The organism is Actinosynnema sp. CA-299493, assembly GCF_050946825.1.
Classification (GTDB): domain Bacteria; phylum Actinomycetota; class Actinomycetes; order Mycobacteriales; family Pseudonocardiaceae; genus Actinosynnema.
Genome location: NZ_CP191993.1, coordinates 999,239 through 1,011,805, shown reverse-complemented (window position 1 = coordinate 1,011,805; position 12,567 = coordinate 999,239). Strand labels below are relative to the sequence as shown.

Below are 12,567 nucleotides of genomic sequence, written 5' to 3'. Positions count from 1 at the left end.
TGGCTCGACGGGCGGCTCGACGGGTGGCGGTCACACGCGTTCGAAGACGACCTTGCGGCGTTCGGGGTCGGCCTCGACCAGGCGCACCGCGATCCGCTCGCCTTCCGGCAGGTCCTCGCCCGTGCAGCGGCCCATCACCGGCGGCTCGGGGACGAAGACGTCCGCGCCGTTGCCCTCCGCCCGCAGCACCACCGCCTCGAACCGCTGGCCGACCCGGTCGGCCAGCACCCACGCCTCGACCTGGTCCAGGCACGCCCGGTCGACCTTGCCGGCCAGCGCGTCCGAACCGCCCATCAAGCCGGGCAGCAGCGGCAACGCCCTGGTCAGCCACTCGGGCACGTCCTGCCCCGCCGTGACGGCCAGGCACACCTCGGTGGCGAAGCGGTCGACCAGCCGGCGCAGCGGCGCGGTCACGTGCGCGTACGGCGAGGCCAGGCCCGCGTGCGTGAAGACGGACGGCACCTCGCCGTTGAACGCCGTGTAGCCCGCGCCGCGCAGCAGCCGGGTCGCGTCCACGAACAGCGCCAACGCCTCGGGCCTGCTCGGGTCCAGGCCCGCCAACAGCCGTGCCGGTGTCACGCCGGCCGGCCACGGCACGCCGAGCGCGTGCGCCGACCGCCGCAGCACGTCCACCGCGCCGTCGTCCGCGTCGGGCAGCGTGCGCAGCACCCCGACCTTCGCCGCGAGCATGATCTTGGCCGCGGCCATCCCGGTGAGCAGGGAGACCTCCGCGTTCCAGGCCTCGACGTCGGCGCGCGGCCGGACCACGAGCTTCCAGTCGCCGTCGCCGTTCGGCACGATCTCCTGCTCCGGCAGCTGCAACTCGACCGCGCCGCGCTCGACCGCGCGTTCCCGCCGCAACCGGCCGAAGTCGGGCAGCGCCTCGATCGACGGGTGGGGCGTGCCCGCGTCGAACTGCGCCTGCACGCCCTCGTAGTCGAACTGCGCGGTCGAGCGCACCACCGCCCGCCGCACCCGCACCTCGACCGGCTCGCCGTCCGGGCCGCACTCGAACGTCCACAGCACCGAGGGCCGCGTCTGGCCCGGCAGCAGGCTCGCCGCGCCCTCCGACAGCACCGGCGGGTGCAGCGGCACGTTGCCGTCGGGCAGGTACAGCGTCTGGCCCCGCTCGCGCACCTCCGCGTCCAGCGCGCCGTCGGGCACCACGAACGCGCCGAGGTCGGCGATCGCGTAGTGCACCCGGAACCCGGACCCGACCCGCTGCACCAGCAGCGCCTGGTCCAGGTCCTTCGAGCCGGGCGGGTCGATGGTCACGAACGGCAGCCCGGTCGCGTCCTCGCGGTCGGCCACGCCGACGTCGCGCGACACCGCGGCCCGTGCCTCGGCCAGCGCGTCGGCCGGGAACTGATCGGGCAGGCCGAACTCGGTCCGGATGCCGCCGAAGTCCAGGTCCGCTCGACCGGTGCGGATCACCATGGGGTGCACCCTAGGCCGGCCTCAGCGCTTCCCCCAGTCCTTATCGGCCTTGTCCTCGGCTTTCGTCCGCTCCCGCGCCAGCTCCAACGCGCGCTGCGCCGTGGCCTCGTCCGGGTAGGGGCCCATGCGGTCACCGCCCCGGCAGCCAACACCGTGCTCGACCGTCTGGTGGGTCAGGCAGTAGTACCAAGCGTTCGGGTCAGAAGCCATGCACCCAGGTTTCCACGCGCCGCGGCGCGTGTCATGTTCACCAGCGGGGTGGTTGGGGCGCCTGCACGGGCACCGGGCCCGACTGCGGGAACGTCGGCTGCGGCGCGGCCGGCGGCTGGGGGAAGCCGCGCGGCGGCGTGTTCTGGTTGGCGTTGGCGAACTCGCCCGGGATCGGGTCGAGCACCGACACCAGCACGGTCTTGTGCTCCGGGTCGGCGATCACCGCGCCGGAGCGGTCCCGGTAGACCAGCTCGCCGTCCGCGTCGATCTCCACGATCGCGCCGACCTCGGCCAGCTGCTCCTCGTCCAGGTCGACCAGCCGTTCCACCCGCGACGGCACCACCCGGTACACCGGCCAGTTCAGGTGCCCGTACGTGCGGTGGAAGTCGGCGAGCAGGTGCGCCATCTGCTGCTGCCACGGCAGCGGCATGGCCTCGACCAGCGACCGCGGCAGCACCGCGTAGGACTGGTCGGTGCCCGGCGGCCGGGTGTTGAGGTAGTCCCGCGTCGGCGTGCTCGACGCGGGCGGCCCGGCGTGGCGCTGGATGGGTTCGTGGTTGAACACCGTCGTGCCTCCCTACACGCCCGGCCGGACGGCCAGCGGCATCAACTCGTGGTAGGTCCAGTTCACCTTGCTGATCTTCACCACGTCACCGGTCTGCGGCGCGTGGATGTACTCGTCGTTGCCCAGGTACATCGCCACGTGGTGGACGGTGACCGGGTTGGCCGGGTTGGTGGCCCAGAAGATCAGGTCGCCGGCCTTGGCCTCGCGCACCGGCAGGTACGCCCCGCCGGACATGTACTGGTCGTTCGCCACCCGGGGGATCTTCACGCCCGCCGCGCCGAACGCCTTGACCAGGATGCCGGAGCAGTCCCAGGCGTCGGGACCGTTGCCGCCCCAGAGGTACGGCTCCCCGAGCTGCTGCTTCGTGAACTCGATCGCGGTGCCCGCCGCGTTCGACGCGAGCAGGTACTGGCCGACGTTCTCGCCGCAGCCCGCCGGGTCGCTGACGTCGCCTTCCTTGCTGATGAGGAAGGCGGCCATGGCCTCCCAGTTGTGGTACCGGTCGGGGAACGCCGAGCGCTCCACGTCCTGGGCCGAGTCGCCGGGCCGCTGCTGCTCCCAGTCGGGCAGCTTGAGCAGCACGTCGTAGAACTTGTTGATCGCGTAGTGGGGGTCGGTGACCTGCTGCGGCGTGCCCCAGCCCATCGACGGGCGCATCTGGAAGATGCCCAGCGAGTCGCGGTCGCCGTAGTCCAGGCTGCGCAGCCCCGACTCGGTCATGCCCGCCTGGATCGCGACCTGCCACGCCAGCGGCGACAGCCGGCGCTCGCGGCCGATGGAGATGATGTTCGCGACGGTGGTGCGCTGCTCGTCGGTGAGCCGTTCCGCCTCCCGGCGGCCCTTCTCCTCGCCGCCGCCGCCCCAGGGGCCGATCGAGGCGTTGCAGCTCGCCATCCGGATGCCGGCGGCTTCCTCCGACGGGGTGCTCTCGTCGAGCACGGTGGACACGCCGTTGGTCACGGCGACGGCGACCACGGCCACCACCGCGACGACCACTAGCCCGATCTTCAGCATGTCACCCCACCTTGGTCCAGTCGGTCACGACCCAGCCCTCGGGCAGTTCCGCGACCGTGACGATCAGCCTGCCGTCCTTGAGCTTCGCCTCGAAGTCCACCGAACCGGTGACCGACTTGATCGGCCTGACCGCCTTGTCGATCTCCGCGGGCACACTCACCGGGTCGACCGACTGGAGCGCGGAGAACTTCTCGTTCTTCGTGTAGGGCTTGAGCGCAGCCAGCCACTGCTCCTTGGTCGTCTTGCCCGGCTCGTACGAGCCGAACGCGTCGACCCACATGTCGGCGACCAGTTGCGCGTTGGGGTTCACCGGCGCCGAGGGGGCCGCGGCGGTGGGGCTCTGCGCCTTGGTCGGCAGCGCGGTGGACGTGAGGGTGGGCAGCACGCCGACCTGGTTGCCGCCGTTGCCGCCCGTCGTGGCGGTGGTGGTGGCGCCCGCCGTGCCGCCGCGGCCCGGCGGCGGCTTGATCGCGTTCGGGATGACCACGCTGATCGTGGTGACCACGACGAACACGCCGACGATCGTGGTCACGAGGTGGCGGGGCGAGCGCAGGGGCCAGCCCCACAGGCGTCGGTACACGGCCGCGCGGCCGCGATTGGTTCGGATCGGCATCAGCTGTCCCTGACCTCAAGCCCGCGTGACGGCCGGTAGATCACGTGGACCTGCCGTCCCGCCACGACTTCCGTCTCGGCCCGGCGCGGTCCCGGCACGCCGGCCGGCGCGTCCAGCACCCGACCGGACCCGCTGACTCGCGACGGCACCAGCACCGCGTCGTCCACGCGGTCGTAGTTCCGGTCGGCGATGGGCACCGCGTCGACCACCCTGGACCGCCCGGACGGCAACGCCGCCGGACCGGCGTACCCGCCCGCGGGCAACGCCGCCGCGCCGTTCCCGCTGCCCGCGCCCAACTCGCCCACGCTGTTCCCGGCCCGGTCCAACCGCTGCGCGGTGGCGGCCACGGGGTTGGCCGCCTCGGGCCGCACCCGCCGCCGGTCCCGCTGCGGCACCTCGGGCCCGTCCGGGTCCGCGTCGCGCACGGTGTCCCAGAACTCCTCCTGCGGCGAGGGCCCTTCCTTCTTCTTCCGCAACCGCGACAACACCCCGCCGCGCATGGGCAGCGCGTTGCTGGCCGAGCCGACCGACATCTCCACCATCTGCCACATCCGGCGCAGCGGTTTGCCGACCATGAAGCAGACCAGGGTCAGCATCAGGCCCAGCAGCGCCTTGGTCAGCAGCGTCAACCCGGTGGCGTTGAAGATCGCCTGGAGCAGCAGCGCGTGCGTGCCCGCGAGCACCGCCAGCACCAGCACGTTGAACACGGTCACGGCCGCCGCGCGGGCGACCTTGCGCAGCAGGTCGTGGTGGATCAGCGCGACCAGGCCGATGAGCGGGCCCGCCAGCGTGAGCACCCGCAGCAGCAGCTGCGCCAGCAGCACCGCGGCCTTCGCGAACAGCTGGAACAGCGAGAACGCGACGGCTTGGAGCAGCGAGAGGAACCCGGCGCCGGTGCGACCGCCGTCATCGCCGCTGAAGTAGCCCTTCGTCGGGCCGAGCTGCGCGTAGATGTTCTTGTACTCGGCCTTCTTGGCGTCGAGCGCGGCCTGGTCGCCGTCCTTGTGGTCGGCGAGCTCCTGCACCGTCCACGACTGCGCGGCCAGCAGCCTCGGGCCGAACTCCGCGGCCTGCGGCGCCTCGGGAGCGCCGAACTCGCCGCGCAGCCAGCTCTGGTAGACCACGGTGGTGTGCAGGTCCGTCGGGAGCTTGTCGAGGGTGTCCTGGCCCGCGTCCACGTCGATGAAACCGGCTTGGATCTCCGAGGTCTTGGTGACCAGGGTGCTGTCGAGCAGGTTGTAGAACTGCGGCAGCGCCAGGGTCGAGGTCGCCAGCCACATCGCGGCCAGCGCCCACAGCCCCCGCTTGCTGATCGAGGCCAGGTCGCCCTGCCAGATCTGGCGGAACATCAGTATCGCCAGGATCAGCGCGACCAGGCCGAACCAGCGCAGGTAGACGTTGTCGTAGACCTTCTGGACACCCGTCTTCACCGCCTCGTCCAGCGGTTGCAGCAGGCCCTGGCCGACGACCGTGTAGTGCAGGGCGTTCGTCGCGCCGACGATGTTCTTGCCGACGTTGAACAGCTCGTTGCCCATCCAGGTGTCCAGCACCGGGGTGGCGTTGGGCACCAGGCACTTCTCCTGGTAGGTGTGCCAGACCATGCCCGCGTACCCGTGGTTCAGGTACGGCGTCTCCGGCAGGCCGTTGCCGATCGGCGGGTCGATCGCGCCGACCATGCCCGAGCCGGGCCGCTCGGGGTTCGGCGCCTCGCCGCACGGCGCGGCGCTGGCGGGCGTGGCCCCGATGACCACCTGGAGGCCGACGATCGCCACCACCACGGCCATCGCGCGCCACCGGGCGCGCGCCGGCCGGCCGTGTGCCTCGGCGTGCTCTTGGGCGTGTCTGAACCGCCGTCGCGCGTAGAGCGCGACGGCGACCAGCGCCACCAGCAGGAGGGTGCTCATGCGGGCCCCCCGCGTGTCCGCGACCCGTGCCCGAGGCCGCTCATGCGCTGCCTTCCCGGCCCGGTCGGCGGTTTCCTCCCTCGCCGTGCGCCGAGTCGACCAGCTCGTCGGTCAGGCCGACCTCCAGGTCGGCGGCCAGCTCGTCGTCGTACTCGTCGGTGTACTGCTCGGCGTAGGCGAACGGGTCCTGCGGCGGGGAGGAGACCTCCACCTCGGTCGACTCCGGGCCCTCGCGCATGGCGTCCGGGGTGGTGTCGAGGGAGTTGCGCAGGTGCTCCAGGTGCGGCCCGGAGAAGTCGATGCGGATCCGCTCCACGCCGCCCGCGCCGTCGCCGAAGATGAACTGGCGCGGCGCGCGGTCGCGTTCGAGGTTGGTGCGGACACCGCCCGGGCGGCGGCCAAGTGACGCCACCACCTGCTCGTAGCCCGCCCCGATCGGCACCTTGAGCAGGCGCAACGCGTCGGCCTGGGCCTGGTCGTCGTCCAACCGGCCGACGAACACCGAGTCGAGCAGCGTGATGAAGCCCTGGATCTTGAGGAAGTCGGCCGGGATCTGCGACGACAGCAGCACGCGGACGTTCCACTTGCGGGAGTCGCGGGCGAACCGGTTCATCAGCACGCGACCCGTCGGCACCTCGGACAGGAAGAACGCCTCGTCGATCCAGACGCCCTTGCGCAGGTCCTTCGGCCGCTCGTAGATCGACCGCTGGGTCAGCCACGCGGCGAGGTTCAGCATCTCCACGCCGAGCGCTTCCGCGTCCGTCCAGTGCTCGCGGCCCGTGCCGTCCTTCGGCAGGTTCAGCCCCGCCATGGTCAGCACGGTCAGCCGGTCGTCCCGCGTCTCGTTGTACGGGTCCAGGTCCTCCTCCGGGATGAGCAGCGACATGCGCTCCCGCATCTCGTCGAGGAAGTCGGCGACCACGACCGCGTGCTCGTGGTGCTCCGAGGCGTCACGCCGCAACGCCTCGAACACCATGCCGGGGTGCGCGTCGGGCCGGCCGCCGACCGTGCGGACCGCGCGCAGCAGCACGATCCGGGTCTGCGGCAACCGGGCCACCTCGAACGGCAGCAGGCCGGACAGCACGTCCAGCACGAGGCGGCGCCGGGTGGCCGCGGCCAGCGCGCGTTCCCGCCGCCACGCCCGTTCCGGGTCCTCCTCGTCCATGAAGTGGTCGAGCTGCGGCTCGGCCACCACCCGGTACGGGTTGAGGATGCCCGCCTGCGCGTTGAGCAGGTTGATCGGCCGGGCGTACGGCTTGAGCTCCGGCAGCTCGCACAGCGCCGCCAGCGGCCCGGACGGGTCGAGCAGCGTCCAGTGCGCCCCGGCCCGCAACGTCTTGTAGACGATGCCGCCGCCGAGGAACGACTTGCCCGCGCCCAGGCCCGCGACCATCGCGGTCAGGCCGGACGAGTCGCGCAGCTCCTGCGCCATCCACGGGTCCCACGCCACCGGCCGCCGGGTCGCGGTCACCGTCTCGCCCAGCAGGATGCCGCGCCGGTCGCCCACCTCGGCCGTCGCGGTGGGCACGGCCGAAGCCGCCCACAGCACCGAGCCGCGCCGCAGGTACGCCGACGACGACAGCGGCTCGCCGGGGATGAACTCCCGCGCGATCGCGTACTGCGCCTCGGGGTGCTCGATGGCCACCTTCGGCTTGTAGAGGTCGAGCAGGCCCTGCGCCAGCCGCAGCGCCTCCCGTTCGGTCGGCCCGGACACCGCGAGCCGCCACCAGCTGCGCACCCGCGTGCCCAGCGCGGTGAAGCCCGACGTCATCTCGTCGTCGATCTCCAGCACCCGGGACGCCTGGCGGGCCAGCGACTGCGGCGGGTCCAGCTCGTGCTCGTCGGTGTAGTGGCGCACCTGCGAGCGCACCTTGCTCATCTGCCGCTGCAACTCGCCGGAGACCTCTTCGGGACGCCGCACGTAGATCCGCGCCGACCACTCCACCGCCGCCGGCAGCCGGTCCGACCGCTGCACCCACGGGTCGTCCTGCTCGGGGATCTGCAAGCCGTGCATCAGGCCGACGGTGAGCACCGCGACGTGCCGCTTGATGCCCGCGTTCGACCCCGTGCGACCGCGCACGGTGACCGTCGGCGAGTACGGCTCCTGGTGGAAGTCCGCCGCGTCGGTGAACGACGCCAGGTCCTCCGGCTCCCACGGCGCGCCGGGCACGGCGGGCAGGTTGCGCGGCGCGGGCAGGCCCAGCGAGCACGACCGGTGCATCAGCCAGGCCATCTCCTCGGCCGTGGCCGGACGCCCCTCCAGTCCCGCGGAGCCGATCACCTGGTCGAGGTGGTCGATCTCGGACTCGATCGCGACCAGCTCGGCGTCCACCGCGTCCGGGAAGACCTTGCGCAGCACGGGCGCGGCGCGCTCGACCGCGCGGTCCATCATGTTGCGGGTCTGCACCTGGACGCCGAGGTAGACCTCCTTCTCGGCCATCGACCGGCCCATCAGCTGCTGCTGCTCGCCGACCATGTAGTCGTCGAAGCTCAGCGTGCCGGGGGTGTCCGGGAGCCGGCGCACGGCGTTGTGCACGTGCGCCTCGGCCCACATCCGGATCGGGTACGGCCGGTTCGTCACGCGCAGGTGCATCCAGCGGCCCTGGAGCTCGGCGTACTGGCCCGCGATGGCCGCGATCAGGTCCTGGCGCTGCGAGTCCGACCGGAACGACCAGCGCTGCGGCGCGAGCCGGTACCAGGCGTAGACCTCCTGGCCGGTGCGCAGCAGGTGGCCGTCGATGCTGCGGGCCGAGATCGACGGCGTGTAGCTCGGCACGGCCTGCTCGCCCGGCAGGCGGCGGCCCCGCTTGCTGTAGACCTTGCGGTCGTCGCGCGCCGCAGCCGCGTGCTGGGCCACGTGCGCAGCGGATCGTCGGTCACGGTCACGCCGGCGTCCGAACACCGCGCACCTCCTTCTGACGGCGGTCTTGCTGCGTGCGGTGCTGGGATCGGGTGGCGGCGCTCGCGCGTTTCGAGCCCCTCTTGGGACGTTTGCGCGGGCGCTGCGCGGCGACGCGGATCCGCGCGGCGCTGGCCGCGCCGCCCCGCCCGGACGTGGTCTCCCGGGGCGCGGTCAGCTCGCGCACCCACATCGCCAGGACCGACGACAGCGGGCGCTCGTGGCTGATCCGCGAGCAGATGAACCGGGTCAGGGCGATCGTGATCACGAAGCCCCAGCCGGTGTTGATGAAGTCGAAACCGAAGCCCACCTGCCGCTGGACAGCCGTGACCAGCAGGAAGACCACGATGCCGACACCCCACGCGACGTACCGCGCACGCCACGGGAAGGTCGCTTTGGGCGGGCCGAGCCAGACGGCGTCGACCCGGTAGACCTCGTCGTCAGTGCGTACCCGCAAGGGTCACCCGCCGGTGAACAGGCCGGCGATCCACTGGCCGATGTTCGCGCCCGCGTTCGTGGTGACGGCCAGGCCGATGATCGCCAACGCGATGATGACGCCGCCCAGGCGGCGCATGACCCCGGCGTTGTCGCCCTTGCCACCGCCGAGCCAGAGGAGCAGCAGCGCGACGGTCAACAAGAGCAGCGGGACCAGGTTGTCGAGGATCCACTGGCGCACCCCGCCTGTGCCCAAAGCGGGCGGCTGCTGGGCGAGTGTTACCAGGGTCATGGCGGTCATCTCGTACTCCTGAGTACGCAGGACTTCGCCGGGCGGGCCGAGGGGTGCCCGTCCGGTTGGTGCGCTATCGAGTAGAACACGTCTTCGTCACCAGGTGTGCCTGGCGATCAGCGGTGCGTAGATCAATAAGCGTTCCCCTGGTAGTCGATTACGTCTAATCTGACCACGGACATCATGGATCGGGGGGAGCCGGTGGAAAACCGACGTCCCGGGATTCTCCCGATTGCTGAGATAGTTCACCCGCCTGCGAAGCCCCTGGTCACGCACAGTGTGCACGATCTTCGGCCCACGTTTCGCCGACCACGACGAATCCCCCGTCCGGTCGAGCGGTGGGCACCCGAACGGTCCGCAGGCAGCAGTGACGACGCCGAGGAGGCCCGCCGATGACCCAGCCGCCCGAGGACGTGCCCGAACCAGCCGGCGGAGTGAACGAGATCACCGTCTCCGTGGCCGTCTCGGACGATGATCAGGTTACCGGTGGGGACCGGCAAACCGGGCGGCGGGTGCAGCGGACGGTCAACTTCGACCAGGACGTGCTGGAGCGGGCGCGGGCCGCGGCGACCTACCTGGCGGCCTACGAGGCGGAGGCCGGCGTGCGCAGCCTGGCCGACATCGTGAACCCGGCCGTCGAGGCGTACGTGGCCGAGCTGGAGCGCCGCTACAACGGCGGCGCGGCGTTCCGCCCGGTGTTCCGCATGCCACCCGGACGCCCGGCCCGCCGCGTTTGACGCGCACGCGGACGGGGCCCCTTCCCACCCCCAGGTGCGGAAGGGACCCCGTCTGCTCACGCGTGCCGAGTCGGCTGGTGCCGAGTCGGCTGGTGCCGAGTCGGCCGGCGCCGGGTCAGCTGGTGCCGGAGATGCGCCAGTAGCCGGTGCTGGGCAGCGTGTCCGGGCCGACCGGGCCCTTGTTCCAGAAGTAGTCGTTGAAGTTGGCCAGGCCACCGCCGCCGATCGGGCCCATGGTCGCCCACCGCACCGACGCCGGCTGGGTGTCGATCGACGCCTGCGCCCACGCGTCGCGGACCTTCATCGGCCGGTTCCACCACAGGAACGGCGTCCGCACCAGGTAGTTCGCGAACTTCCCGCCGTGCACGGCGGAGTGGTACGAGACGGTGTCGAAGCTGTTGATCTGGTGCAGGCCGCGGAACGCCCGGCCCCAGCGCGTCGCCCAGCTCTGCCCGCCCGACGTGCCCTGCAGGATCGAGCAGGTGAACAGGCTCATCCACTCGACGTCCCGGTTGCCCCAGCGCGCGTCGTTGTTGGACAGGAACGTGTCGGTGTTGCTGCTGCACCCGGCGAAGGAGAAGCCGGTCGGCGAGCCGTGACCCTGCCAGTAGGTCATGTCGACGTCGTCGGCGAAGAGCTGGTCCTGGCCGCCGGCGAACGCGGGGTCCTTGAAGTCCCGCTCCCAGGCGTTGTGGTTGACCCAGCTGAACTGCACCGGCACGCCGGCGGCGGTGAACCGGTTGTTGAACGACGCCAGGTTGGCCGCCGTCCAGGGCAGGCCGGAGCACGGGCCGGTGCCCTCGCTGCCGACGTCGACCCGGTTGGTCCACTGCGGGGTGAACGAGCCCTGCTGGCGCGGCGGGTCCGCCGGGCCGGGCTCGGGCAGCCGCGCGTCGACGGCCGCGCCGACGATGACGGACTGGACGGCCGCGCCGTCGGAGTTCAGGCCGTCGCAGCGCAACCCGGGCTCGATCCTGTCGACCTTCTCGGCCAGCGGCGGCGCCTCGTAGACGTAGGACACCCCGGTCGGCCGCACGCTCGCCCCGAGCACCTTCGCGCAGCGCTCGCGGCCCTCGTCCAGGCTCAGCACCGGGATGCTGGACGAGCTCAGCAGGCCGCGGACGGCGTAGGTGAGCCCGGCGACGGCGCCCTGGCCGTCGAACGCGATCCGCAGCTTCGCGCCCGGACCCTCCAGCGGCACGCCGCCGAGGGTGAAGGCGAAGGACACCGCGGTGTCCAGCGGCGCGGTCACGACCGCGTTCTGGTTGGCGTCGACTACCTCGAACGTCGTCTGCCCGGCGGTCGGGGTGGCGTTGCCGGGCAGCAGGCCGATCCCGCGCAGGGTCTCGGCGGCCTTCCTGGTGGCGTCCTCGACGGGGAGGGCGCGCAGGCGCTTGAGCGAGTCGACGTCGAGCGCCGTCAGCGAGGTCGCGGCGCCCGACTCGTCCGGTTGGCCCGCGCCCAGGTCCAGGCCGGGCACGCGCAGGTACGTCGCCTCGTCGGCGAACGACACCGTGCCGTCCTCGGCGCGTTGGACGTCCTTGAGGCCGAACGCGCGCTGCAACGCCAGGGCCTGGTCCTGGGTGAGACCCACGGACCGGACCTGGTAGACCGGCATCTCGACGGCCGCCGCCGCGACCGCGGCCGTGGAGCCCGTGATCGCCGCCGCGCCCATCAGGCCGGTGAGGGCGAGCCAGGTGGTGGCACGCCTCCTGTTGGTGGACATGTGTTTCCCTCCTCGTGGTACCGCGGGGCAGGACCCGCGGTCTGCGAGGAGGACTCGGGCCGGACGGGGCTGATACCGACAACCACTCGAACGGCCTCACTTGTGTAACGCCGTTGGCACGCAAGGGATGTATAGGCGGGCACGTAGGCCCGAGGATGCCGGTGAGCCCGAACGGCGGGGTGCGGCCGGACGGGCGGTGGGCCGAACGGCCGGACGGTGCGATCGGCGAGGCCGGCTGAGCGGCTGGTGCGATCGGCGAGGTCGACTGGCCGGCCGGCCGGGCAGCCGGGTGGCCGGGAAGGGGCGGATGAGTCGGCATGTAAGCCGGATTCTGTTCCCGGGCGCCTCGCGGCGGTCCCGTTCGGCGGCCATCCATCTCGGCCTGCCGTTGCCGACAGGCTCTTGCGGCCTACCCGCAGGCATCGGGCGGGCAGCCCTCGAACGCCTGCGCAGGTGCCCTGGGGCACCCTCTTGGCCTTGCTCCGGGTGGGGTTTACCTAGCCGCTCCCGTCACCGGGAGCGCTGGTGGTCTCTTACACCACCGTTTCACCCTTACCCCGACTCGCGCCGGGGCGGTCTGTTCTCTGTGGCACTGTCCCGAGGGTCGCCCCTGGTTGCCGTTGACAACCACCCTGCCCTGTGGAGTCCGGACTTTCCTCGGCGACGGATCCGAGAACCCGTCGACGCGACCGCCCTGCCGACTCATCCGCCGCACCAGGATACCGGCGGCTTCCC

General features: G+C 72.0%; 11 protein-coding genes and 1 other RNA gene. 1 reads left to right on the top strand and 11 read right to left on the bottom strand.

Going from position 1 to position 12,567, the window contains the following annotated elements; translation table 11 throughout:
• Positions 1-30 precede the first annotated feature (30 nt).
• Genes ACQPYE_RS04980 through ACQPYE_RS04940 form a run of 9 tightly spaced genes read right to left on the bottom strand, consistent with a single transcriptional unit; the run spans position 31 to position 9,378 of the window.
• Positions 31-1,437, bottom strand: coding sequence for an RNB domain-containing ribonuclease (locus ACQPYE_RS04980; protein ID WP_498719493.1), 1,407 nt, complete (start codon positions 1,435-1,437; stop codon positions 31-33).
• A 21-nt stretch (positions 1,438-1,458) separates the two neighbouring features.
• Positions 1,459-1,647 (bottom strand): hypothetical protein, encoded by a 189-nt coding sequence (locus ACQPYE_RS04975; RefSeq protein WP_157621353.1) that lies wholly within the window; start codon positions 1,645-1,647, stop codon positions 1,459-1,461.
• A gap of 37 nt (positions 1,648-1,684) precedes the next feature.
• Positions 1,685-2,212: a hypothetical protein gene (locus ACQPYE_RS04970; RefSeq protein ID WP_498719491.1), complete on the bottom strand. Its 528-nt coding sequence runs from the start codon at positions 2,210-2,212 to the stop codon at positions 1,685-1,687.
• A 12-nt stretch (positions 2,213-2,224) separates the two neighbouring features.
• Complete coding sequence (locus ACQPYE_RS04965) at positions 2,225-3,226, bottom strand: C40 family peptidase (protein ID WP_498719489.1); 1,002 nt, start codon at positions 3,224-3,226, stop codon at positions 2,225-2,227.
• Position 3,227: 1 nt separating this feature from the next.
• On the bottom strand, positions 3,228-3,839 hold the full coding sequence (locus ACQPYE_RS04960) for a hypothetical protein (protein ID WP_498719487.1): 612 nt from the start codon (positions 3,837-3,839) through the stop codon (positions 3,228-3,230).
• Entirely contained in the window at positions 3,839-5,743 is a 1,905-nt protein-coding gene (locus tag ACQPYE_RS04955; RefSeq protein WP_498719485.1) for a hypothetical protein, read from the bottom strand. The genes ACQPYE_RS04960 and ACQPYE_RS04955 overlap by 1 nt, the downstream gene beginning before the upstream one ends.
• Before the next feature lie 40 nt (positions 5,744-5,783).
• The gene (locus ACQPYE_RS04950) at positions 5,784-8,600 is read right to left on the bottom strand and encodes an ATP-binding protein (RefSeq protein WP_498719483.1); all 2,817 of its coding nucleotides are present in this window, start codon (positions 8,598-8,600) and stop codon (positions 5,784-5,786) included.
• Between the two features lie 25 nt (positions 8,601-8,625).
• Positions 8,626-9,099 (bottom strand): hypothetical protein, encoded by a 474-nt coding sequence (locus ACQPYE_RS04945; protein WP_498719481.1) that lies wholly within the window; start codon positions 9,097-9,099, stop codon positions 8,626-8,628.
• Positions 9,100-9,102: 3 nt separating this feature from the next.
• Positions 9,103-9,378 (bottom strand): hypothetical protein, encoded by a 276-nt coding sequence (locus tag ACQPYE_RS04940; protein ID WP_170185127.1) that lies wholly within the window; start codon positions 9,376-9,378, stop codon positions 9,103-9,105.
• A gap of 383 nt (positions 9,379-9,761) precedes the next feature.
• On the opposite strand from ACQPYE_RS04940, the gene ACQPYE_RS04935 reads away from it, so the two are divergent.
• A complete protein-coding gene (locus ACQPYE_RS04935) occupies positions 9,762-10,106 on the top strand; it encodes a ParB family protein (protein WP_498719479.1) in 345 nt (114 codons plus the stop codon).
• A 115-nt stretch (positions 10,107-10,221) separates the two neighbouring features.
• Here ACQPYE_RS04935 and ACQPYE_RS04930 read toward each other — a convergent pair whose 3' ends face one another.
• A complete protein-coding gene (locus tag ACQPYE_RS04930) occupies positions 10,222-11,832 on the bottom strand; it encodes a DUF6345 domain-containing protein (protein ID WP_498719477.1) in 1,611 nt (536 codons plus the stop codon).
• Positions 11,833-12,136: 304 nt separating this feature from the next.
• An RNA gene (gene rnpB, locus ACQPYE_RS04925) (RNase P RNA component class A) lies at positions 12,137-12,537 on the bottom strand.
• Positions 12,538-12,567: the final 30 nt, after the last annotated feature.